Below are 23781 nucleotides of genomic sequence, written 5' to 3'. Positions count from 1 at the left end.
TGAGGCTTTTCAAAAATCCCCTTGACCCTATTGACACGTTACCATAAAGTAACATATATTATATGTGACTAATAAGTAACGTATTTGAAGGGAGCGTACTCTATATGAAACTAAATATGAACATGACTAGGGAACACCCATTTTATGATATTGTCGTGATCGGCGGCGGGCTGACCGGTCTGACCGCAGCGATTTATGCAGCTCGGTCCGGGCGATCCGTCATACTGCTTGAAAAAGAAAGCCGCCTTGGCGGCTTGGCCCAAACCGCCAGAATTGGGGGAGCCTTGTTTAATTACGGCCCCCGTGCCATGTACGAAGGCAGCGCTGCGCTGCGGATCTTGGATGAGCTCGGCTGCAAACCTTCCTTGGGCAGCGGGACGAAAAATGCCATGTACGGCATTCTAGACGGGAAGCTGATCCATGCCACCGAAGAGCTGAGTCCCGAAGAGCAGACGGAATGGAGTACGCTCATGGGAAATCTGAACCGGATCGATCCGGAGCCGGTCCGCTCGATCAGCATGAAGGAATGGGCTTTGGGGCATGTCCGCTCCGACCGCGTCCGCCAATTCTTTTACGCCATGTGCAGACAGTGGGCCTACGATGACGACATGGAGCGGTTAAGCGCAGGCTACGTTTTGGAACAAGGACAGCTCGCCAGTCAAGGCGTCCGGTATGTGCTTGGGGGCTGGCAGACGGTCATCGACAGCCTGCAGCGGGAAGCCGTCCGTGCCGGCGTCGTCATCGCCGCAGGTGCCGAAGCTGCACAAATTGTGCATGAGCAGGGAGCGGTCACCGGTATCCTTCTGTCCGAAGGGACCCTCCTCAGAGCAGGCGGCATTATCGCTGCAGCCGGTCCTCATGCGGTCAGCAGATGGCTCGAGGGTTCCGGCTTGCACAGCCATTCGCTGGACGCCTGGATAGAGCACGCTCACCCGCTGTACGTTTCCTGCCTGGACGTCGCTTTGAAACAGGTGTCCCATCCGGATCGGGCGTTTGTACTCGGACTGGATGAGCCGTTCTATTATTCGAACCATTCGGCAGCGATTCCGCTCACGGAGGACGGTTCCCAAGTGATCCATGTGATGACATACCACGGCTCCAGTCCTTCCCGTGATCCCGAGTTGGTCCTGGGGCGGCTGAAGGAAAGGCTTGAAGCCATTCAGCCAGGCTGGAAGCGGGAAGCCGCCGCCGTCCGTTTCTCACCGAATCTGCTTGCCGCTCATGCATCCCGGCCTGCGCTGCGAAGCGGGGATGCTCCCGCACCGGGGCCGGCCGTTCCGGAAATTCGCGGGCTGTACGTCGCCGGCGACTGGGTGGGACGCGAAGGGCGCCTTGCCGATACCGCGATGACAAGTGCCAAACTCGCCGGTCTGACGGCCGCTGGCATAGATTGACGCCCATGCAGTAAAAAGAACCTCCCTGAAGGAAGGTCCTTTTTATTGTGGTCATCTATCGTATCGACTGATTAAGAGTTGTCTCTTTGACGGGCCCGGGCCTCTCCGCCCTTGCGGCCGGCTTCCTCACGGCTCATTTTGCCGTCCCTGCCATCGCTATCGTTTCTCGCTTCTCCGCCTTGCCGGCCGATTTCCTGATAAAATTCGCGGTCATGCGAGTCTGATGTCGCCTCGCCGCCCTTACGGCCGATTTCCTCATAGAACTCACGGTCATGGGAATCAGCCGTCGCTTCGCCGCCTTTTCTGCCGATTTCTTGATAAAATTCCTTGTCATGCGTTTTGGCGGTTTTCTCGCCACCCATACGTCCGGCTTCTTCGACGGTCATCTTACGGTTATCTTTGTTATTTGCCATTTCGAATCACTCCTTCTAGGGTTTTGAGTGTTGCGCTTGCATTCATTACTTACCCGTGCCCCAGGTTATGAAACATCGTATTTGTGCATAGATGGGTAATAACGATACGTAGCCCCTGCCCAAACCGCCGAGAGGAGAGACCCATGAAAAACCGCAGCATCCTGGAACAAACGAGCCATCGACCTATACCTATGCCTGACGGGCCTTGGGTCATGAAGCAGGGTTGGAACGACCTGCTTTTCGCCCATTGGCCGGTAGAAGAACACAGCCTGCTTCCCCATATTCCCCCCGGCCTTGAACTTGAGCGATGGGAAGGAAGGCCGTGGATCAGCGTCGCCCCGTTTCTGCTGGATCCGCTCCGTTTGCGGGGGATGCCGCCCGCACCGGGGACCCGGAAGTTCCTGGAGCTGAACGTTAGAACGTACGTGAACTGCAGCGGGAAACCCGGCATTTGGTTTTTGACGCTGGAGGCTTCGAATCCGCTCGCGGTCGCGGGAGCCCGCATGCTGGCCCGCCTGCCCTACCGCTACGCCCGAATGCAAAAGGGCCATCAAGAAGGATTCATCCAATATGTCAGCGAAAGGGATCGCGGGCTCGGAGAGTCCCCAGCGGTATGGAAAAGCCGGTATCGTGCGGTAAATCCGAAGGTCTATCATGCCGAGCCCGGGACCCTTGTCCATTGGCTGACCGAGCGGTATTGTCTGTATTCCGCGGGAACCGACGGTGAGCTCCGAATCGGGGAGATTCACCACCTTCCCTGGCCGCTTCAGGAGGCCGGACTGTGGATCGAGGAGAACAGCCTGACGGCCTCGTTCGGCTTGGTCCACGACCCGGAGCCGGCGCTGCTGACGTATACCCCGCGGCTGGAGGTGCTGCTGTGGCCCGTGCTGAAAATATAAATGGCCCTTAACAGTGAGTACGAGAATAGGAGCCAGCAAAAACAAAAGGCACTCCGGCTGACCGCAGTAAGGCGATATTCTTCATATGGCAATGCTATAATGCGCTGTGCCGTAGTGCGCAATACCGTAATGTGCATCACCGCATTGCGCACTACCATATTGTGCATTACCGTATTGCACATTACCGTATTGCGCAATTACTACAATTCAGCAATTACAGCAATTACAGCAATTCAGCAGTTCCAGCAATATCGCAATCCGCCATGCCGCAAATCCAAAAGGCAGAGAATCCTCTCAGAGAGGACGCTCTGCCTTTTCCTGCAAATTCAGCGGTCGGATGCTTAAACGTTATACCTATAGCGTATGCCCGATGGCGCGGCGAAACTCTTCAAGCGCCTGACGAACCGCATGGGGCGTATCCAGCGTCAGAACGCTGTCGGCCAGCGAGCGGCAGGCTTCCCGGTCGAGAGTTGACAGTTCTTTTTTGATGACGCCCAGTCGTCCTGCCTCCATGCTCCACTCGTCCAGGCCGAGCCCAAGCAGCAGCGGGGCGGCCAACGGATCGCCGGCCATCCCGCCGCACATACCGGTCCATTTGCCCGCCCGATGGGAAGCTTCGATGACCTGGCGGATCAGCTGCAGCACCGCCGGGTGGAAATAATCGTACAGGTAAGCGACCTTATCGTTCATCCGGTCCACAGCCAGCGTGTACTGAACCAGGTCGTTCGTACCGATGCTGAAGAAATCGACCTCACGGGCAAATGCCCCTGCCATGACGGCTGCCGAGGGCACCTCGACCATGATTCCCGCCTCGATGTGCTCGTCGAATGCCGCCCCGCTGCGCCTCAGTTCTTCCTTCGCCTCCTCCAGCACGCCCTTGGCTTCCCGCCACTCCTGCAACCCGGAAATCATCGGGAACATCACCTTGACGTTCCCGAATGCGCTGGCCCGCAGCACCGCGCGCAGCTGGACCTTCAGGAGATCCTGCCTGCCCAGGCCGATCCGGATCGCCCGATAGCCGAGGAACGGATTGTCCTCCCGCGGCAGATCCAGATACGGCAGCGCCTTATCACCGCCGATGTCCATCGTGCGGATGATCACTGGGCGGCCATCCATGGCGGCCGCCGCCTCCCGGTACGCACGGAACTGCTCCTCCTCGCCCGGCATCGCCGGGGCGTTCATGAACAGAAACTCCGTGCGGAACAGCCCCACGCCGCCGGCGCCCTGCGCGGCGGCGGCCTTCGCTTCGGCGGCCGTCCCGATGTTGGCCGCCAGCTCCACGCGCGTCCCGTCGGCGGTTACCGCCGGACGCGCGGCGTAACGGGCGAGCGCGGCGCGCTCCCGCTCGCCCTCCTCCATCCGGAGGCGGCTCTGCTCCGCCTCCGCCTCGCTGGGCCGGACGATGCAGCGTCCGGCCGCCCCGTCGACGGCGATCAGATCGCCGTCCGCGATGCCGTCGATGGCGCTGCCGGCGCCGACGACGGCGGCAATGCCGAGCGAGCGCGCCAGGATCGCCGTGTGCGACGTCGCACCGCCGGCGCGGGTGATCAGCCCCATCACCCGCTCCGGGTCCAGCTGGATCGTGTCCGACGGCGCCAAGTCGTCCGCCACGAGGATGACCCGCTCCGTAATCGCGGTTAACCCGCGGTCCTCTTTCGCCGCCAAAGCGTTCAGCAGACGTCCGCCAATGTCGCGGATATCCGCGGCCCGCTCTTTCATATAGTCGCTGCTCATGGCCTCGAACACGCCGGCTACCTGTTCCACGATGCCGGCAACGGCCTGCTCCGCGGGCACCCGCTTCTCCTGCACCCAGGCCTCCATCTTCGGATAGAAGGCCGGGTCATCCAGCAGCCTGCGCTGACCCGTCACGATCCCGGCCTGGTCTTCGCCGAGCGTCTCCGCCGCCTTTGCCGACAGATCCTCCAGCTGCCGGGCACACCGGCGCTTCGCCTCGCCCAGCCTGGAGAGCTCAGCCCGAATCGCCTCCGGGTCGGCGGGAAGCTCCGCGGGAGCCGGCGCACCACCGGCCTCTTTCCGCCGGTAGATGAAGGCCGGCGCGATCCGTACCCCTTCCGACACGCCGATGCCTTGAACATACAGCGTGTCCATCAGTCCTCACCGAACTTGCCGTCCACGAGCTCCGCCAAAGCGCGGACCGCTTCTTCGTCTCCCGGTCCGGCGGCTTCGATCGTGACGACCGATCCCGCTTCGAGCCCAAGCGTCATCAGCTCCAGCATGCTTTTGCCGTCGGCCCGGCGCCCATCTTCCGTTACGACCGCCACCTGTGCTTCATATTGTCCCGCACGGTCCGAGAACTGCTGAGCCGGCCGCACATGAAAGCCCTGTTTATTCCGTATGGTCACCGTTTGTGTAATCATGTTGCTCCTCCCCTTTATGAAGCCGGTCACGCCAGCAGCGCGATCCGGCCCTTATAAGCTTCGATCAATGCCTCGTTATGCGCGTCGGCCCCATCGATGTTGCCGCTCAAAAATACCGGCGGCGTAAGCCCCTTGTCGAACATGATCCCGATCGACTCCGCGAATACGGCGTTCAGAATCGCCGCGCCAATCACCGTCGAGCTGGGCGCAAAGGCGACCTCCATGCCTGGATACCGAAGCACCGCATCCCCTTTAACGGAAAAGTTGTCGATGACCAGATCGACGGCATCGGCCAGATGCCGGCCGCTCTCATGGCGGGATGGTTGGCTCTTGGAATACGCCAGGGAAGTTATGCCGATGGTAAAGGCACCTTTCTGCCCGGCCATTAGCGCAACATCCACCGGTACCGGATTACGCCCGGAGGTAGACAGCACGAATACCACTTCGCCTTCCCGGATATCCTGCTCATCCATGAAGTCTGCCGCAAGGCCGTTCTGCCGCTCCAGCTCGGATGAGCGCACTGCGCCTTCGTGCAGCATCAGCTTCTCCACGAAGATGGGACGGATAGGAGCAAGCCCGCCGGCCCGATAGAACACTTCTTCGGTGAGGATATGCGAATGCCCGCAGCCGAATAAATGGATGATGCCACCCTGCTCTATGCAATCCGCGACCTTGACGGCAGCTCTCCGGATCTCCTCTGCCTGCTTCGTCCGTACCTTATGCAGCAGCTCGCCGATAATGTTGAAATACGCGTTCATCAGCATAATTCCTCCCCCTTCGCTTCAAAATCCAGCTTCCTTCTGGCCTGCAGCACCATGTCCGCCATCGCGTCCAGGCTGCGTTCGATGATCTTTTCCCCTTTCGCCCGGCTGGCACGGGTGGCGTCGCCCAGCACCGCCGAAGACGTCATCTCTTCCCATGGTGTGGGGGTGCAGTCTGCGTCGGCCGGGATATGCGGTTTCCCGTCGATCGCACGGTCCATGTCCACATGCTCTTCAGCCAAATACAGCATGTAGGACGTTTCGATTTCGTCAGCATGCATGTAGGTGCCATGAACCGCAGGCGTTTCCCGGACTTCTGCGGTCACTTCCTTCGTTCCGGGATAGAAGAAATAGAATACCTTCAGGTCCGGCACCCGTTCATACAGCACCCTCGCGGCCTCCTTCAGGGCGACGGCATTTCCCAAATGGCCGTTGACCATAGCCAGAATGCGGAAGCCCTGGGTGTGCAGACTTTCCCCGATATCGGCAAGGAGCCGAATCAACGCCTCGTTAGACACGTTTATGCTCCCCGGAAAATGACGCAGGCTCCACACCTGCCCGTAAGGCAGCGTCGGCAGCACGAATCCGCCGGTGCGCGCAGCCAGTTTGTCCGCGAGCCGTTCGGCAAGCAGATTGTCCGTGCCGAGGGGAAGATGCGGGCCGTGTGCTTCCACGGCGCCAACCGGCAGTATGGCCGTGCGGTGCAGGCGGATCTTGTCCATGACGTCAGCCGAGTTTTCATGCTCGAATTTCATGACCCTGCCCCCTTACTTTTTGAATGTAAAGCAGCGGGCCGGGTTGGCGACAAAAAACTTCTCGATCAGCTTTTTGCCGTCAAACCCTGCTTGATCCGCCTCGTCGATGAATCGGGGAACCCATTTGGCAATGATATATTCCAGCCCCAGTCCATGATCGTAATGCTTGTAGTAGGTTTTGCGGGCGGTGTCCCCGCTGATCAGAATTTGGTCTTCGTACCCTTTGCGTACGAGATTCAGAATCAGCGCGATCCGCGTGCTTTCAGGCGCGTATTTGATCTTGCCGATGCCGTCAAAGCTAAGGAACGCGCCGGTTGCGGCGATTTGCTCGTGGTAATATGGATCCGGATTCCGGTCCATGTGTCCGAGGCTCAAATAAGACAGGTTTACGCCTTCGCTTCTCAAGAGCTCAATCTGCTCCAGCGCCATCGTGCCGACCTCCGTATGGGAATGGACGGGAGCTTTCGTTTCGTGATGCGCCCTTGCCACGGCCCGCAGCGTCTTTTCCTCCAAGGGCGTGATCCGGTTGTAGCCCGTTCCGAACTTGACCTGGCCTGCCTTGAACGGCGTCCCTTCCAGCCCTTCCTCGACCTCGCGAATGACGAAATCGGCCAGCTCGTTGATCGTCTTCGCCTCAATCCACTGGGCGTAAGTATCATAGGGCCCGATAAGGGGCTTCAGCTCTTCCTTGATGCCCGCGTCCCACAAAAAGCTTTTGTTGAATCCGGCCGTCCCGACGATCCGGATGCCCGTCTCGCGGGCGATCTCCTCTACGGCATGAACATCCCGGCCATAGTCGACCGCCGTTGCATCCACGATCGACTGCCCGCCGTACCGTTTGAAATCCAGCACGTCCAGCTTCGACTTCTCCTTGTCGTCCAGCAGCAGATCGTCTTCCCTCCGCTCCTGCCAATAGGCCGGGCGGCATACGATATGCTCATGGGAGTACGTAAACCCGAGCTCCTTCGGATCCATGTCCCCGTGAAGTGTGCGAATAAAGCCCATAATCGTTTCTCCTCCATTCTTGGTGAGTGGTTGGTGTCGTTGGTAAGATCCGGCTGCATACAAGACCCGCTACGGCCCAGGAAAGACGGCGCTCCGACCGCTCGCCGTCTTCCGTTTGGCCGGTTTCAAATATCCATTTTAAAAGAGCAGCTTGGCGATAAAGTGCAAAATCGGACCGATGATGAACATATCCGAGTCAGCGGCCCACATGGCCGTGTCCGGCACGGTTGAAGAGATCAGGAAGCTTACCATGACAAACTGCCCCCAGGCTACAATCGTCGATGTTACAAAGCCCCCGATTACCGCTCCGCGCACGCCGCCCGTCGAGTTGCCGAATACGCCGGCCGTCGCCCCATGGAAGAACAGCACGATCATCGTCGGTACGAAAATGTAGGACACCGTGCTGCCGAGCACGAGCAGCCAGATGATAGCTCCGGCGAAGGCGCCGAGGAAACCAAGCACAACGGCGTTCGGCGCGTAAGGATACACAACCGGGGCATCCAGCGCCGGCTTGGCCCCGGGCACCAGCTTGGTCGCAATCCCGTTAAAGGCCGGCACGAGCTCGCCGACAAACATCCGCACCCCCATCAGCACGATAGCAATGCCGCCGGCGAACGTAAATGACTGGATAATGGAATAAATGATAAAGTTCTGGTCTCCTGCCTTAGCGATCAGGGCAGCAGCCTCGGGAGTCCCCTTGGTCGACAGAATGATCGCTCCGATCAGGAACAGCACGCCCATGCTGAGCGCCGTAATAACGTTGGAGTCGCGAAGAAATTCGAATCCCTTCGGCACTTTGATCTTCTCGGAATCGTTCTTTTTGTTACCGAGCACCTTGCCCAGCAGCGCCGCCAGCAGGGCGACGGAGGCTGAGGTATGGCCCAGAGCGATGTTATCATTCCCGGTAACCTTTCTCAGGAACGGCTGGACCAGGGCTGGCTGGAAGGTCCAGTACAGGCCCAGAATGACGGCGATGACGATCACGAGTTTCCAGACCGGAACGCCGGTGCCTGCCGCATGGACGATGACGCCCGCAAAGATCGTCGAGGTCCAGAACATCATGTGTCCGGTCAGGTAAATGTATTTGAACCGGGTAAACCGGGCCAGCGCCACGTTGATCAGAAAGCCGACCAGCATGGCCAGCGTGACGGCGCTGCCGAATTTGGCGTTGAAGGCTTCCTGGCCCATGAAGCTGCCGAGCGAGCTGGTCTTCAGGCCAAACACTTCCTTCCACATCGGTTCGAACACGTTCAGCGCATTCACGATGACGTCAGAACCCGCTCCGATGATGAGGAAGCCGATGATCGCCTTGAACGTCCCGCTCACCAGCTGGCTGGTCGATTTTTTCTGAAGCATGAGGCCGACCAGAACGATGAAGCCGAGCAGTATGGCAGGTGTTCCGAAAATATTGGTTGCGATCCAATAAAGCACGTCCATGGATGGACACCTCCTCGGTTAGGTCAAGATAGGGCTTACAAGGCTTCCCCCAGCTTTTGCTTGATTTCGTCATTGTCGAAGTAGTTATTGACGACGATGATCCGGGCGGAATGGCCCTCCAGGCTTTGCGCCAGCTCATGGCTAGTGATAATATAGTCGGCCGCCGTACCCGAAGCCGTGGAGACATCCGTATGCTCAACGTCGGCGCTGACGCCCATCGCACTCAGCACATTTTCCACATTCATCCGCAGAATCAGACTCGTTCCTTGTCCCAAACCGCATACGCATAATACTTTCATTGCTCATTCCCCCTAATGATTTGTTGGATAGCTTCCACATCGGCCGCCTGTTTGAACTGTTCCAGATGCGCCGGATTGCTCAGCAGCGTCGTCAGCTGGCGCAGCAGGGCGATATGCTCGCCGCTGTCAGACCCGCCAAGGGCGAATACCAGCTGCACCGGATCGTTGGCGCTGTGGCCGAAGACGACCGGTTCCTTCAGCCGGACAAAAGACACCGCAGCCTCAATCACGCCGTCCTGCGCCCGGGCGTGCGGCAGGGCAATACTCGGGGCAAGGACGAAATATGGGCCCCTCTCCCGGTAGGAATCTACCATTGCGTCGGCGTAGCGTGCTTCTGCAGCACCCGCCTCCGTCAGCAGCGCACCTGCCAGCCGGATTGCCTCCTCGGCGGATGCCGCTTCCGCATCCAGCGCAATGAGCGGAGGTTCAAGAAATTTCATGTTCATCTCTCCCGTTCGGATAGTTTAGCCGGAACTTGAAGCCGTCCCGATCTGCTTCAGAATCTGCTCCTTCGTATGCGCCTCCTTCAGCCGGTTCAGGCCGGCTGCGTCCTTCAGCATGCCCGTCAGCTCGGACAATGCCTTTAGATGCGACTCTCCGTCGATGGCCGCCAGCACCAGAACGACCTTCACCTGGTGGCGCGCTTCCCCGGAAAAAGCCACGGGCCGCTCTAATTGCAGAAGGCTCATCCCCAGACGCTTCACGCCATCCTCTGGCCGGCCGTGCGCGATGGCGATTCCGGGCGCGACCACAATGTATGGGCCGAGGGACTCGACTTTGCCGATCATGGCGTCGATGTAGCCTTTGTCGATGTATTCTTCCGCCAGCAGCGGCTGGGCTGCTTCCCGGATCGCTTCACGCCAGCTCGCGCTCTCCCGCTGCAGGCGGATCATCGGCGCGGGCAGCAGCTCGGCCAGGGAAGGCTTGGGCCGCTCGCCCAGCCATACTTTGCTCCGGCCGCCGGACAGGTAGCGGCCGAGCTCGTCGGCGAGGCCCGCTTCGTCGGTCACGTCGGCGTGCTTACGGACGATATCGAGCAGTGCCTGCACCGAGCTCGCCTGTGTCCTCTGGCCTCTGCCGCCCGCCTTGTTCACCCTGCCGAGCAGATTCTCTTTGTCCTTGTCGCTGAGGATCGAACGGACGACATATACGGGCACTTTGCTGTCCGGCAGCGGGACTGTTGAGAAAATTAAATCGACCCGCTCCTGGAACTGCTCGTATTCCCGCAGGGAAAGCATCGCGATAATGTCCAGAGTGGAGAAAAGCCCCTCCAGCTGGGCCTTCAGCATTCTCGATGCCGAGATCCCGTTCACGCAGACGATCGCCGCCCTCCGCCGGGCCGCCGGCTCCACTTCCTCCCGGCGCAGCCATCCGCCGAAATGCATGGCCAGATAGCTGATCTCGACGTCGCTCAGCTTCCGGCCTACCAGCTCCTCGAAAGCATATGCCGAGCGCCGGGTGAGCTCAAATAAATCGCCGTATTTACTGCGGATGTCCTCCAGAAGAGGATTGACCAGCTCCAAACCGTATATGATCCGGTAATACGCCGGCTTCAGGTGAACCAGCAGGTCCTCCTCCACGGCTTCCCGGCCGCCAAGCCAGACGCAGGCGCTGCGCTGGAACGCATCCGTCATCTCCCGGGCCGCGTCCCGCAGGCGTCCGATAATTTCATCCGAGCCTGTCAGCTGCTCCATCCGGTTCGCCCTTGCCCCAAGCAGATGCATCGTAAGGTAAGCGTTTTCTTCTTCCGGTACCGGACTGCCGAACAAGCGGCCAAGGCCGTCCGCAATTCGGGAAGCCGCGTCATATTCGGGCGTCTGCCGCAGCACTTCCCGCTCGTCCTCATCCACGCGGATCACCCGGCCGGACTGAATCCGGCGGATAAACAGCAAAAATCGGGTAGTCAAATGAAAGAGCATCTCGTCGGTGAGCTCCACGTTCAGCATCCGCTCGCTGGCCGCGATCAGCAGGTAGATCTGACGCCGGATGCCTTCGTCCGTATTCTCCGGCATGATGTCCCGCAGCGGATCCTGCTCTCCCCAGTAGCCCGTACGGCTGACCGCCTGCTCCCAGCTGACGCTGCCGGCAAGCTGATCGCAGCAGCGGGTCAGCTCTCTCCTGATCCTCGCCTCTTCGCCGTGCACTTCGTAGCCCCGCTTCCGGTCATACACCACCTCGAGGCCGGCCGTCTCCAGCTGCGCGCGAACCGCATTCAAATCCTTCAGTACCGTCCCCCGGCTGACTTGGAGCAACTCGGTTAGTCGGTGGATAAAGACGGGACTCTTTGCCGTGAGCAGCCGGATCGCGATCCAGGCAAGCCGCTCTCGCTGGGACAAATAATACTGCTGGGCCGCAGAGCTCTCTGCTCCTGCCGTGTCCGGGATCCCCCGGCGGCTGGCCTCCGGCAGAGAATAACCGGCCGTGCGCACGTACTCGACAGGGGGCAGCTCCAAAGTCTCCAGCCAGTCATTGATTTTGTTCATATCGTAATACACGGTTCTTCGGGAGATGCCGAGCCTCTGCGTCAGTTCATCCAGCGTCACGTAATCGTCCGTCTGCACCAGCAGCTTCAGTATTTCGGTACTGCGTTCATCAAGCATTCCGGCATCCCTCCTGTCATTGACGAAATATGTCGTTCCTTGTGACTCGATTATACCTATGGCCCTGCTGCGAATGACAGTTCAATTCCTGGAAGTCCGGTTTGTGCAAAAATGAATACTATCGATTTCCAGCACTGCATTTATCGGCTTTCTTTCGGATCCGTCCACGACGAAGTGGATTTTTTGGATGACAATCTATGTAAAGAATGGTAAAAAGGAGAATAGATATCAGGAAGGGATGATACATCTGTGAAAAGGTCGACGGCATGGTTCGCATTATCGTTTGTGTTCATTTTTTTCAGTGCGCCGATGGGTTACTTCTTCTTCAGGAATATATTTTTTTACAATATGAATTTGACCGGCGAATACGAGACGCTGCTGTACTGCACCCTGCTCTCCCCGCTTCTTATCGGCGTACTCATGTTCCTGGTCGGGCTTGCCGAGCTGAAGCAGAACCGCTAAAAGAAGACCCTCTGCCTGTTGGCAGAGGGTCTTAGGGTTCCATCGTTTCATCTATTCATTTTAAATCAAAGATAAGCAGAAAGGCTCATTAGGCCCGCTGTCTTCTGGCCGAACGGTCGTCGCTCAGCAGCCACATGTGGTAGAAGTATTCGAAAATCCCCGCCACGATGGTGATAACCAGCATATCCGTATAAGACAAGGACCACAGATTCGATGCACGCACCGCCCAAAGCATGAGAAAAACCAGAACAGCATCGCACAGCGTGGAAACGATATTGTTCTGGGAAGCGCGGAGAATCAGCAGGTCGCCGACCAAATAGGAAATGACGCCGATCGCCAGCGCCGTGGCCAATGCCCCCCAGATCGTTGCCGTAGAGAGTACCAACAGCATCGCCGTGATCACAACCAAATGAGCCACCAATTTAACGGCAAATTTCCCCATATCCCTGACCTCCTTTCCTCATTTGGATTGTTTTGCATGTAAGCTTTAAACAGGTTCGGTGCTTTAAAACTATTAACTGCCTTGCAGAATATCGTTCATTTTTATTACCATGCGCCAAAAGGGCTGTTTATATGCGCATCCGTAGAAGGAGATCCCAAAAGAAATCATTAGTAGCGCTAACAGAACCGCGCCCACTACAGCGGCGGCATCTGGACGAACCGCATCGACCGGATCGCCCCTTTATTTAAAGGCAGTTCCGTAGAGGAACCCGCCACTTAGAATCCTCTTAAAGCCGGGCCTCTCCCGAAATGATTTCAATGTCCAGCTGCTTCAAGGCGTCGATCCATTCCCTGGAGCAGCCCGCATCGGTGACGACCATCGAGATCTGCGTAAGCGGTGCGATCTGGGCGAAGGTGGTGACCCCGAACTTAGAATGGTCCGCGACGAGAATGGCCTCTTCTGTACGCTCGATCATTTTGCGGGACAGCAGCGCTTCTTCCAGATGATAATCAGTGATCCCGTCGGCCAGCGAGATGCCCCCTGCGGAAATAAACGCCTTATTCACCTTGAAGCGATCGAGCAGTTCATGACTGATCATCCCCGTAGCCGCCTGATGCTCCGGATTGATCTCGCCCCCAGCAAACACGATTTTCCCCCGGAACCCCTCAAGGGCAAGGTTTAATATCGGCACGGAGTTGGTGATGACCGTGACCTGGGGGCGCTCCATCACATTCCGCATAATTTCCAGTGTCGTGGTGCCGTTGTCCAGCAGCACTGTCTCCCCGTCTTCAATCAGGGACGCCGCCAGTTTGCCGATCTCCTGCTTTTCGCTGCGGTGCATCAGGGAACGGTTCGTAAACGTCGGCTCCGTGAAGCCGGAACGGACCCGGACCGCGCCGCCGTAAACTTTCCGAAGCTTGCCTTCCTTCTCCAGGCGGTCGAGGTCCCTGCGGATCGTCTCTGTCGAAACGCCAAACATCTCCGCCAGCATGTGCACGCGGACTTTCCCTTCCATCCCCAATTGGCCGAGAATGGTCTCCCGCCGTTCCTCATAGGTTAAGGACATATCGAACCCCCCCTTTATACCAAAAGGCTTAGTATTGGACACATGTGGTTTTTCATCGCTTACATGTGTTTTGTTGTTGTTTCTTATAAGTGTAGTTGGCGATGGAGAGGAATGTCAAACATCGAAAAAATGAATTGACAGCAGCTTTGACCAGGACTAAAATCAACTAAAACCACATAAATACACATAATACAACATACATATATGTGGTTTGTTAAATTAACGTAAAATAACGAGGAGGACACGTGAGATGAGCAAGAGCTTGTCTTTTCGAAAGGACGGCACTTTTACGATTGTACAGTTTACCGATTTGCATTGGATGGACGGCAGACCTGAGGACCAGCGCACACGGGAAATCATGGAACGGGTCATGGATGCTGAGAAACCGGATTTGGTCGTTATCACCGGAGACGTCATTTATACCGGACCTGTGTCCCCGGGAAATAAAGAATGCGAGAATCCCCGGGAAGCCTTCCGGGATGCGGTCGCTGCCGTTGAAGAACGCGGTATCCCGTGGGCGGTCGTCTTCGGCAATCATGATACGGAAAACCGGATCAGCCGGGAAGAGCTGATGCAGACCGTGCTGGAGCACCGGCATACGGTAACGGAGCCCGGTCCGGCGCACTTAAGCGGGTCGGGCAATTACACGCTGGAGCTGGTTGACGCGGAGGGGCGTCCGGCCGCCAACCTGTATTTCCTCGATTCCGGGGATTATTCGAGCCTCGACCAGGTTCCCGGGTACAACTGGATCCAGCGGGACCAAATCAACTGGCTCGCCGCTGAATCCGCCAGGCTGAATCCGAACGGGCAGGCGGAGAAGCTGCCTGCGCTGGCATTCTTCCATATCCCGATTCCCGAATATCAGGAAGTATGGGACACCCAAGTCTGCTATGGGCATAAATACGAACGGGTCTGCAGCCCTCCGGTCAACTCCGGACTGTTTGCAGCACTGGTCGAAATGGGCGACGTCATCGGCACGTTCTGCGGACACGATCATATCAACGATTACAGCGGAACGCTGCACGGGATCCGCCTGAGTTACGGGCGGGCCACCGGCTGCAACACATACGGCAAAGAAGGATTTATGCGGGGTGCCCGCGTCATCCGCCTGTCCCTTGGCGAGAAGGGCTTCGATACCTGGCTCCGGCTGGAGGACGGGTCCGCCGCTCTGGAACAGCCGATTCATGAACCCGATACCCAAGGAACCAACTAAACAACCAAGGGGCTGACTCATTTTGTTATTACCGATTGTCCTTGTTATTGCTTCCGGCATGGCCCATGCCGTGTGGAGCATGTTCACCAAGCGGAGCCGCAGCAAAAGCGTCTTTCTGTGGTCTATCATGATGGTCGCGACCATTCTGCTGCTGCCGGTGCTGATCACCGAGCTCTGGAAACATCCGATGAACGCCGCTTCCTACGGCCTGCTGCTGCTGTCGATGCTGCTTCAGGCCGTCTATTCCTGGCTTTTGTCGAAAACCTATGAGCTGGGCGACCTGTCGCAAATCTATCCGATCATGCGGGGCACCAGCACGCTGCTCGTCCCTGTGATCGGCGTCCTTTTTCTGAACGAATCGCTGTCCGTCTTCGGCTGGCTCGGCATCCTCTGCATGCTCGGCGGATTCGCCGTGCTGAGCGGCATCGGCTCCAACAGCCGCAGCGGCGGGCAGCAGGCCCAAGGCTTGAAGCCCGTGCTGATGGCTTTGTGCGTCGGGCTGTGTACCACCTGCTACGTCTTCGTCGACAAGCTGAATTTGGAGCATGTCTCTCCTATCGGGCTGCTGGAGGTGACCAACATCGGATTTGTGCTCGGTCTGACCCCGGCCGTGATCGCCTCCGGAAAAATTGTTGAGGAATGGAAGGCCAACAAAACTACGCTGCTGCTTGGGGCCGTTTTAAACCCGGGCTCCTATCTGCTATTTCTGTTCGCCATGTCTCAAGCGCCGATGGCCCATATCAGCCCGCTGCGGGAAATCGGCACCATCTTCGCCACTTTCCTCGGCGTCCTGCTTCTGAAGGAGCAGCAGGGATTGCGGCGGATGCTGTGCTCCGTCATTATTTTTGGCGGCATTGTTCTGATCGGCATGCTGGGCTGAACAGCTGGCGCAGCAGGGGAACTGTTCCAATACGAATGAAAAAGCGCGCCTTGGGCGCGCTTTTTCGCATAACCATAATCCCGTTTTAGCCGGTTACACCCTGGCCCGCGATCGGGAACCACCCTGGCGTATGGACGATTTTGTGCCATAACGGATCGGCAATCCCCAGTTTTTCTTGATCGCGTAATGTGATCTCTGTGCGGATTTCGTTTTCCCTGCCCTGCGTTACCTTTTCAACCCAATCCGGGTCGATAATCAGCTCACGTCCCAGTGCTATGAGCGGGACTCCCGATTGCAGCGCTCTAAGCGCCTCATCAGGTGTGCGGATCGATCCTACACCGATCACGGGAACTCTTTGCCCGGCGAGCTCATCAATCATCTCCATCCTGGAGCGATTGTCCTCTACTCCACGTCTAGGCTTAGACCAGAAGTCCATTAAAGAAACATGCAAATAATCCAGGTTTTTATTGGCGAGGGCATCCACCAGCCTTAGTGTATCCGCCATCGTAATGCCAGGCGTCATTTCTTCTTCCGGCGAAAACCGGTATCCTACGAGAAACGGCCGTTTAGCATGTTCAGCTACTACTCTGTTCACTTCGTCGACCACAGCAAGCGGAAACGCCATACGCTTGTCTAGATCTCCTCCCCAACGATCATCGCGCCGGTTGGTGTATGGCGAAAAAAACTGCTGGATCAGAAACCGGTTGGCCCCGTGAATCTCTACCCCGTCGAAGCCCGCCTCGATCGCCCTCCGGGTGCTGGCGCCGAACGCTCGGATGATCTCTAAAATTTCCTGCTCTTCAAGCGCCCGGGGGATCAAGCTCTGGCCTTCCTTTGCAATCGCGCTCGCACTTACGATCTCACCGTTGGGTACCGCCTCCGGTAGAGCTTCCCGTCCCCCATGAAAGATTTGCAAGATGGCTTTGGCCCCGCGTTTCTTCATGGCTGCAGCCAGGCGCTGCAAGCTGGGAATCCGATCGTCATGGTCCGCCGCGATTTCTCCTCCGAATACTTTGCCGCTCGATGTGACGATCGCGCTTCCCGTGACCGCCATTCCAACACTGTTCGAACGGCTTTCATAATACGCGATGACATCATCCGATATCGTACCGTCTTGCCGGGAATAAGAAATCGTCATGGGCGCAAGAACGACACGGTTCTTGACTTCGACGCCATTTTTGAAACGATAGGGCTCCATTATAGGTTGATATTTAGGGTTCATGTGCGTCTCCTCCTTCATATGCCAGGGATATGTCTCCCTGATAGAGCCCATTGTAAAAGTTGGAGTCGAATCGAAGTCAAGGCAATGTGGACAAAGCCGTTGTCCGAAAAAAAGATGAGCTGACCCCGTTTGACTTGGAGTCGGCTCCAAGATGTATAATGCTTTTAAGTTTCCATTACAGGAGGTGCAGGATGATGATCGAGCAAACGTTCACGATCAAGCAAACCGCGGAGCTGACTGGACTTTCCGAGGACACGATCCGTTATTATGAAAAAATCAAGCTGCTCCCTCCGCCGGACAGAAAGGACAACGGGCATCGCGTCTACCGCCGGAAGGATATCCATACAACCAAATTAATATCCTGCCTGAAAAAAACGGGGATTTCCCTGGAGGCCATGAAGCCGTTCCTGAAGGCATCCGGTAACCCTGATCCCGCCGAATATATTGAGCTGACCCGGACTTTAAAAAACCACCGTGAACAGATCGTCGAGCAAATTTCCTCACTTCAGCAGCTCGTTGATTTCATTGACGTTAGACTGGAAGATGGGTTCCCAAGCGGAGAATATTCGGACCAAAACCCGGACGACGGTGCAAAGCCCATTTCCGTCGAGGAGATGAGCTATTTTCCACAACTGCGAAAACGGGCAAACCGCCGAATCCGATGAGGCAAGCAGCGCTGCTTCATGAAGTGCCCACGCTTGGTTCAAAAAACGGCAACAGCCCAGGACCTTTTTTCTGTCCTAGCTGCCGCCGTTTTTTAGGTCTCAGTCCTACCACACCGCCATGCTTGTTCCGATTAGTTTACGCTTAGCCGTTTGCCGGTTAAGGCAGACTGCCGGATCGTTTCCAGCAGCCGGTGCAGGCGGGCGGCTTCGTAAAAATCAGGGGCCTGGAACGTCCCGAGACGAATATCCTCTGCCATGACCTGATGTGCCTTCATCACGTGATTCACGATGACTGAAGGTTCTTCCGTCTCGTCGTACACCTTTTGAAACGTCTCCTGATCTCCGTAACCCTCAATATGTCCTGACGGGTACAGCGCCTGCTCGACCACCAGTCCACCAAACTGGACATGTCCTTGCGACTGGGGCTGGGAAATGCAGATGACCCCTTTCTCCCCTTGAATCTCCAATTCAAATTTCGGATAGGTTCCGCCTTGAATATGGATTGAAACCGACGCGCCGTTCTCGAGCGTGCCATGAACCATAATCTGGTCGGCTGTATCTTTGGGTACCGTCTCCCCGGTTCCCAGTACCTTGGCCTCCGAATAATTGCTGTGCATGGTTGCGTAGACTTCTTTCAGATCTCCCAGCACAAATCCAAACGCGTCGAGCGAGTGTCCCCCGTTAATCGCCAGCAGCGTTGCTCCATACTTCTCCTGAAGCAGATAAATGTTGTTCCGTTCCGTGTACCCTCCCTTGCCCGGCGTAGACACCGACATGCTGGCGGATAACACCCGGCCGATGTCTCCGCGCGAAATGCGGTTCCTCGCATCGATCAGGGCAGGAGACTGCCTGGCCTGAAGGCCAACGGCATGATGAATCCCTTGCTTAGAAGCCAGGTCCGCCAATTCCTCCGCCTCTTCTGGCGTGACGGTAAGCGGCCATTCGCTGTACACATGTTTCCCCGCGGCGATGGCCTCCTTGATCATTTCGTAATGATGGGGAACCTTGACGCTGACCACCACCAAATCCACATTCCCGGACTGCACCAGTTCACGATAGTCGTCGAAAGCATGGGCGACACCCAGCTTGGCCGCGCTTTCCCGGGCGCTAGCCATATTCGAGGTGGCAATGGCTGTAATTTCATGGCTTGTGCTCCGCGTCAAAGCCGGAATGTGTGTTTTGCTGGCCCACTGATTGTTTAACGACCCCCCAATGATCCCGGTGCGTATTTTTTCAGAACCCTTTATCTCCATTTCTCTTCTCCTCCTCGCTTTATGATTCTGTACGGTTCCAGTATACTGGGATTAAGACATCATGAATAATGCATGTTATCAATAGAGTCATCATCATTTTTGATACCTTGGAGGTCGACATGGATATCGATAATATGAAAGCCTTTGTCAGCGTTGCCGAGCTTAAAAGCCTGTCGGCCGCAGCCGTCAAGCTGAACCATCTCCAGTCCAACATGACGGCCAAGATCAAAAAAATCGAAGCCCATTACGGACAGCAGCTTTTCATCCGGAGTGCCAAAGGCATGGAGCTGACGTCGGAGGGGCGGAAGCTCTACCGCCAATATAAAAAAATGCTTGTTTTATGGGAAGAAACCGAGCTGGATATGAGCTATAGGGAGATGAAGCTGCGGATCGGCACCATGCAGTCCGTCTTTGGCAAAGAGCTCACGGATGCACTGACCCGTTTATATGAAAATCACGCCGATCTGTCCGTCACGCTAAAGACCGGGACGACGCAGTCGATGGAGCACGAATTGCTCCAAGGAAACATCGATTTGGCCTTTACGATCGGCAGGACCGATTCGCCGCAGCTGAGTTACAAAAAACTGGGTACGGAGGAGATGGTGCTCATCGGCAAAAAGTTCGCCGGCGGACAAAGCCTGGAATGCGCCCTCCACGGGGAGAACTGGATCATTTTGACCCGAGACTGCCTGTACGCTGCGATTCTGGAGCGGCTTTACGCCGAGCTTGGCCTGGAAAAAGGAGAAAGCACCGAAGTGGGGATTCTGGACACCCTCCTTCAGCTGACCTCCCTTGGGATGGGCATCTCCTTGATTTCCAAAAACATCGTGATGCAGCACGGATTTTCGGCATATGCCCAGTTGCCCGAGCCGTTCCGCTATGTGGACAAATATTTGGTGACTCGAACGGGATATGAGATGTCCCCCCTGGAAAAAAGCTTTGTGGAAACGAGTCATTTTTTATAAAGAAATGACTATCGGTCTAAACTCATCGCAGACAGACTGCAATATCTAAAAAACCGGATCCCCTCTCATGCAGCTCTAGAGGAGACCCGGCTTTTGTTGTGCCTTGCTAACGTCATTTATTCAGGCAAAGTGATCATGGAATCCGGTGCTTACAGCAGTCCCGAACCTTTAACTTGGTTGTAGAATTCCTGGAACTGCGGAATGTTGAACTGCTGGGCCGCGTCGGACAACGCCGTAGCTGGATCCGGATGAACCTCGACCATCACGCCGTCCGCGCCGGCAGCCAGAGCCGCTTTAGCACAAGGAGCCATGATGTCTTTGCGGCCGGTGGAATGGGTCACGTCGACCAGTACCGGCAGATGCGTTTCCTGCTTTAGGATCGGTACGGCCGAAATGTCGAGCGTGTTGCGCGTCGCTTTTTCGTACGTGCGGATACCCCGCTCAATCAGCATGATCTGCGTGTTGCCCCGGGATAAAATGTACTCGGCCGCGTGCACGAATTCGTCGATGGTCGCTGCCAGCCCGCGCTTGAGCAGAATCGGCGTCCGGACGTCGCCAGCCGCCTTCAGCAGCTCGAAGTTCTGCATGTTTCTCGCCCCGATCTGGATGACGTCGATGTAATCGCATGCCAGCTCGATATGAGCCGGATCCACGATTTCGCTGATCGTCTTCAGCCCGAATTCGCTCGCTACTTCCTTCAGAATTTTCAGGCCTTCGATGCCAAGCCCCTGGAAATCATAAGGCGAGGTTCTCGGCTTGAAGGCGCCGCCGCGCATCACCGTGATGCCCGCTTCCTTCAAAGCGGCCGCCACGGTGCGGACCTGCTCATAGCTCTCAACCGAGCATGGCCCTGCGATCATGACCGGCTTGCCGCCGCCGATCGTCACATCGCCCAGCTGAATGACGGTATCCTCCGCCTTTTTCTTGCGGCTGACGAGCAGGTGCTTCTTATGATCGACCTGCTGCAGCGTCAGCGTCGCTTGAAAAATTTGCTTGAACAGATGCCGAACCGTCTCATGGTCGAACGGTCCTTCGTTGCTGGCCACGAGCTTCTCTAGCATTTCCTTTTCACGGACCGGATCAAACTTCGGCACGCCCTGTTTTTCCTTCTCTACACCAAGCTCCTGTGCGATCCGTGCCCGTTCGGACAGCAGTGACAGCAGCTGAAGATTCACCTCATCCAATTGATTGCGCAGTTCTTCCAAGCGCCCTTGACTCATCTCTCATCTCTCCTCACCTAGTGTTAAAAAATATAAAAATCAAACAAAAAAGACCCCTGTCCGCCAAGGGACGAGGAGTCGTGGTACCACCCTTATTAGACATGCACACGTGTAGGCTGCACATCTCACTTGAACCTTTTAACGCAAGGGAAACGGGTATTCCTACGTCCTGCATTACTCATGCAGGGAATCAAAATACCGGCTCAGGAATGAACTTCGGCGGGCAGTGTCCCTCGGATGCTTCCAGTCTATCGGCATACCGTCCCTGGCAGGAGCTTTCTCCGCTTACTCTTTCCTTCACAGCTTGTGTCCTATGAATTAGCTCGAACTAAAATTTAAAAGCATTGTATTACAATCGGTGGAAGGGATGCAAGATCACAAGGTAACGCGTTAATGTAGTGAAATGGTGAAATTCAACGCCTTTCCTCATTTCAAATGATGCCGAATCCAGCTGAGAAGCCCCTCTTCCTTGGGCTGCCAGCCTAACAAATTCCGGGCATGAACCGAACGCACCCGGCTGTTGGAGGCAATAGCGAATCGCGCCCAGTCTCCCAGCTCCTCTATCGCCTCTTCCGCCGGCCAGCTGATTGTTTTGCCGCCGAAACCTAAAGCGTCACTCACCGCCCGGGCAATATCCCCGTAGGATTCCTCCCCGTCTGAAGCGTAGAAATAAGAGGCCGACGGAGCCTTTTCCAGTGCAAGCACATAGAGCTGCGCCAAATCTCTGATATGCACATTAGACCAACGGTTCACACCCTTGCCGACATGTACGCCCGCTCCCAATTCCCGGGATTTGCGGATGATTTGCGGCAGCTGATCACTTTCGACCGGGAGCCCAAGCGCATCCCCATAGATCATGGACGGGACGATAACAATGCTTCTTACATCTTCATCTACGCCGGCCCGGCGAACCCGCTTGTTAATGTTCACACGGTCCGCCCGGATGTCCATCGGGACAAAGGGCGTTTCCTCATCGTAAATATGGCTGCTGAGATGATCTCCTCTGGCGTCGTCTCCCACCACGCTGGAACCGGAGGTGTGAATGAACGCCTTGCCGGTGCCGCGCAAAGACGCGATCAAAGTCCCAACCGCAAAATGATGGTCCGAGTCGGCCGTATGCACGACCGCATCGCTGGATTGGGCATAGTCTGTCAGCAGCTGTGCGTCGTCCAGCGTGCCCAGCACCGGTTCAATACCGAGCTGCCGGAGTGGCTCCATCTTGTCCGGATTTCGGACCAAACCGTAGACGATATGCCCTTGATCTACAAACGTCTTGCTTACGGATCCGCCTATATAACCAGATGCTCCTGTGATAAAAATCTTCATCAACTCTCCCCCATCTCTCTGGATTCCTTTTGCGAACCAGATCCTGCGAACGGGCTGAACCCGGGCACGATCACAGTCCTAAATCCCCGTGCTATACGGCTGATCGAGGATTCTTTATTCCATTGTAAACACGGACTTATCCAGAAAACAAATTATGAATTATCTAATACATCATAAATTTATTTATCAATAGAAGAGGGAACATCCACTTGAAAGCGGCGCTCAAACAACCCCTTGCAGAAGGGACAACGTTTCCTGAATGTGAGGCACATGTTTATGCTTTAGCTGGTAAGCCAAGAAAATGTCGTTGCTTACTTTCAATTCTTCCCACAGTATTCGATAGCCCGGTGATTCAGGCTCATGCGTTAGCATATACGTGGGCACCACACTGATACCTGCTCCACTCGCGACCGCGCTCAGAATCATATGCAGATTGGGGATGACATGAATGGGTCGGATCAGTGGGCGTTTATGAAAATGCTCCCGCCAGATCCGGCGGATGATCGGCAGCTCCAGGCCGTAGCTGAGCCAGGGCTGCGCGGAAAGCCACCGTTCGGCTTCTTCCGGATTCCGCACTTCCGGAACGTCTAAAGCCGCTGGCGCAACGATGACAAATTCCTCGACCATGGATTTCGTAAATCCAATGCCTGGAATCGGGTATTTTTTTGGCGTGACGACAATATCCAGCTGTTCATCCTTCAACTGGTCCAACAGGACATCGGCTGTCCCGAAACGGGTGACCGTACAGGTAGGGAAATCTCGAAGTGTGGGAAGTATCTTTTCTTTAAAAAATTCATGGGCTGTCCCGATCTTCGTCACCGCCATCGAAGGCAAAGATGCCGATTTAAAATCATGCGTTGTCGATTCCAGCGATTCGATCAAGGGAGCAACCCGGGAATACAACTCTTTCCCCCGCTCCGTCGGCACGATTTTTCTGGACGTTCGAATAAACAATGCTTCGCCCACTTCCGCCTCCAGCGCGGCCAGATGCTGGCTCATCGCCGGCTGTGTCATGATGCGGCTCTTGGCGGCTTCCGACAGCGAAAGATGCTTATAAATCGCACAGAAGCTGCGGTACCATTCAAAATCCACCAAATCCACAAGCCTCCTTTTGCTCCTTACTATT

Annotated in this window: 24 protein-coding genes; 7 read left to right on the top strand and 17 right to left on the bottom strand. The window is 56.3% G+C overall.

Going from position 1 to position 23781, the window contains the following annotated elements; genetic code table 11:
- The first annotated feature begins 104 nt into the window (after positions 1-104).
- Positions 105-1394, top strand: coding sequence for a phytoene desaturase family protein (locus tag GCU45_RS24145; RefSeq protein ID WP_152401086.1), 1290 nt, complete (start codon positions 105-107; stop codon positions 1392-1394).
- 71 nt (positions 1395-1465) lie between these two features.
- Here the strand turns inward: GCU45_RS24145 and GCU45_RS24140 are convergent, their stop codons facing one another.
- Positions 1466-1807 carry a KGG domain-containing protein gene (locus tag GCU45_RS24140; protein WP_145135924.1) on the bottom strand — a complete coding sequence of 114 codons (342 nt, stop codon included), beginning with the start codon at positions 1805-1807 and terminating at the stop codon, positions 1466-1468.
- Positions 1808-1950: 143 nt separating this feature from the next.
- On the opposite strand from GCU45_RS24140, the gene GCU45_RS24135 reads away from it, so the two are divergent.
- Entirely contained in the window at positions 1951-2706 is a 756-nt protein-coding gene (locus tag GCU45_RS24135; protein ID WP_152401084.1) for a YqjF family protein, read from the top strand.
- Positions 2707-3060: 354 nt separating this feature from the next.
- On the opposite strand, the gene ptsP is transcribed toward GCU45_RS24135, so the two are convergent.
- From ptsP to GCU45_RS24090, 9 genes are all read right to left on the bottom strand, one after another.
- On the bottom strand, positions 3061-4815 hold the full coding sequence (gene ptsP / locus GCU45_RS24130; protein ID WP_152401082.1) for a phosphoenolpyruvate--protein phosphotransferase: 1755 nt from the start codon (positions 4813-4815) through the stop codon (positions 3061-3063).
- On the bottom strand, positions 4815-5084 hold the full coding sequence (locus GCU45_RS24125) for an HPr family phosphocarrier protein (RefSeq protein ID WP_076170389.1): 270 nt from the start codon (positions 5082-5084) through the stop codon (positions 4815-4817). The genes ptsP and GCU45_RS24125 overlap by 1 nt, the downstream gene beginning before the upstream one ends.
- 26 nt (positions 5085-5110) lie before the next feature.
- Positions 5111-5845, bottom strand: a complete 735-nt coding sequence (locus GCU45_RS24120) for an SIS domain-containing protein (RefSeq protein WP_152403291.1) — start codon at positions 5843-5845, stop codon at positions 5111-5113.
- Positions 5842-6600 carry a creatininase family protein gene (locus GCU45_RS24115; RefSeq protein ID WP_152401080.1) on the bottom strand — a complete coding sequence of 253 codons (759 nt, stop codon included), beginning with the start codon at positions 6598-6600 and terminating at the stop codon, positions 5842-5844. Before GCU45_RS24115 ends, GCU45_RS24120 begins: the two co-directional genes overlap by 4 nt.
- 12 nt (positions 6601-6612) lie before the next feature.
- On the bottom strand, positions 6613-7605 hold the full coding sequence (locus GCU45_RS24110; RefSeq protein ID WP_152401078.1) for a phosphotriesterase family protein: 993 nt from the start codon (positions 7603-7605) through the stop codon (positions 6613-6615).
- 138 nt (positions 7606-7743) lie between these two features.
- Complete coding sequence (locus GCU45_RS24105; protein ID WP_089545874.1) at positions 7744-9042, bottom strand: PTS ascorbate transporter subunit IIC; 1299 nt, start codon at positions 9040-9042, stop codon at positions 7744-7746.
- A gap of 35 nt (positions 9043-9077) precedes the next feature.
- Positions 9078-9341, bottom strand: a complete 264-nt coding sequence (locus tag GCU45_RS24100) for a PTS sugar transporter subunit IIB (RefSeq protein WP_152401076.1) — start codon at positions 9339-9341, stop codon at positions 9078-9080.
- Entirely contained in the window at positions 9338-9781 is a 444-nt protein-coding gene (locus GCU45_RS24095) for a PTS sugar transporter subunit IIA (protein WP_152401074.1), read from the bottom strand. The genes GCU45_RS24100 and GCU45_RS24095 overlap by 4 nt, the downstream gene beginning before the upstream one ends.
- A 24-nt stretch (positions 9782-9805) precedes the next feature.
- Positions 9806-11941: a BglG family transcription antiterminator gene (locus GCU45_RS24090; protein WP_244364225.1), complete on the bottom strand. Its 2136-nt coding sequence runs from the start codon at positions 11939-11941 to the stop codon at positions 9806-9808.
- Between the two features lie 249 nt (positions 11942-12190).
- Between GCU45_RS24090 and GCU45_RS24085 the strand changes: the two genes are divergently transcribed.
- A complete protein-coding gene (locus tag GCU45_RS24085) occupies positions 12191-12403 on the top strand; it encodes a hypothetical protein (RefSeq protein WP_105441705.1) in 213 nt (70 codons plus the stop codon).
- Between the two features lie 88 nt (positions 12404-12491).
- On the opposite strand, the gene GCU45_RS24080 is transcribed toward GCU45_RS24085, so the two are convergent.
- On the bottom strand, positions 12492-12845 hold the full coding sequence (locus GCU45_RS24080) for a DUF2512 family protein (protein ID WP_076170396.1): 354 nt from the start codon (positions 12843-12845) through the stop codon (positions 12492-12494).
- A 286-nt stretch (positions 12846-13131) separates the two neighbouring features.
- On the bottom strand, positions 13132-13911 hold the full coding sequence (locus GCU45_RS24075; protein WP_152401072.1) for a DeoR/GlpR family DNA-binding transcription regulator: 780 nt from the start codon (positions 13909-13911) through the stop codon (positions 13132-13134).
- A gap of 250 nt (positions 13912-14161) precedes the next feature.
- Here GCU45_RS24075 and GCU45_RS24070 point away from each other — a divergent pair, with 250 nt between their 5' ends.
- Positions 14162-15124, top strand: coding sequence for a metallophosphoesterase family protein (locus GCU45_RS24070; RefSeq protein WP_152401070.1), 963 nt, complete (start codon positions 14162-14164; stop codon positions 15122-15124).
- Positions 15125-15146: 22 nt separating this feature from the next.
- Positions 15147-16004 (top strand): EamA family transporter, encoded by an 858-nt coding sequence (locus GCU45_RS24065; protein WP_341874523.1) that lies wholly within the window; start codon positions 15147-15149, stop codon positions 16002-16004.
- Between the two features lie 85 nt (positions 16005-16089).
- Here GCU45_RS24065 and GCU45_RS24060 read toward each other — a convergent pair whose 3' ends face one another.
- Positions 16090-17226, bottom strand: a complete 1137-nt coding sequence (locus GCU45_RS24060; RefSeq protein ID WP_152401067.1) for an NADH-dependent flavin oxidoreductase — start codon at positions 17224-17226, stop codon at positions 16090-16092.
- A gap of 191 nt (positions 17227-17417) precedes the next feature.
- Here GCU45_RS24060 and GCU45_RS24055 point away from each other — a divergent pair, with 191 nt between their 5' ends.
- Positions 17418-17891, top strand: coding sequence for a MerR family transcriptional regulator (locus GCU45_RS24055; protein WP_152401065.1), 474 nt, complete (start codon positions 17418-17420; stop codon positions 17889-17891).
- 131 nt (positions 17892-18022) lie between these two features.
- On the opposite strand, the gene GCU45_RS24050 is transcribed toward GCU45_RS24055, so the two are convergent.
- A complete protein-coding gene (locus tag GCU45_RS24050) occupies positions 18023-19144 on the bottom strand; it encodes a Gfo/Idh/MocA family protein (protein WP_152401063.1) in 1122 nt (373 codons plus the stop codon).
- 119 nt (positions 19145-19263) lie between these two features.
- Here GCU45_RS24050 and GCU45_RS24045 point away from each other — a divergent pair, with 119 nt between their 5' ends.
- Positions 19264-20109, top strand: coding sequence for a LysR family transcriptional regulator (locus GCU45_RS24045; RefSeq protein WP_152401060.1), 846 nt, complete (start codon positions 19264-19266; stop codon positions 20107-20109).
- 149 nt (positions 20110-20258) lie between these two features.
- Here the strand turns inward: GCU45_RS24045 and GCU45_RS24040 are convergent, their stop codons facing one another.
- The 3 genes from GCU45_RS24040 to GCU45_RS24030 form a co-directional block, all read right to left on the bottom strand.
- Positions 20259-21329 (bottom strand): bifunctional 3-deoxy-7-phosphoheptulonate synthase/chorismate mutase, encoded by a 1071-nt coding sequence (locus tag GCU45_RS24040; protein WP_076170406.1) that lies wholly within the window; start codon positions 21327-21329, stop codon positions 20259-20261.
- A gap of 426 nt (positions 21330-21755) precedes the next feature.
- The gene (locus GCU45_RS24035; RefSeq protein ID WP_152401058.1) at positions 21756-22655 is read right to left on the bottom strand and encodes an NAD-dependent epimerase/dehydratase family protein; all 900 of its coding nucleotides are present in this window, start codon (positions 22653-22655) and stop codon (positions 21756-21758) included.
- Positions 22656-22877: 222 nt separating this feature from the next.
- Positions 22878-23747 (bottom strand): LysR family transcriptional regulator, encoded by an 870-nt coding sequence (locus GCU45_RS24030; protein ID WP_341874522.1) that lies wholly within the window; start codon positions 23745-23747, stop codon positions 22878-22880.
- Positions 23748-23781 lie beyond the last annotated feature (34 nt).

This window comes from Paenibacillus cellulositrophicus (assembly GCF_009363095.1).
GTDB lineage: Bacteria > Bacillota > Bacilli > Paenibacillales > Paenibacillaceae > Paenibacillus_AQ > Paenibacillus_AQ favisporus.
This window is presented reverse-complemented; position numbering and strand designations above follow the sequence as displayed.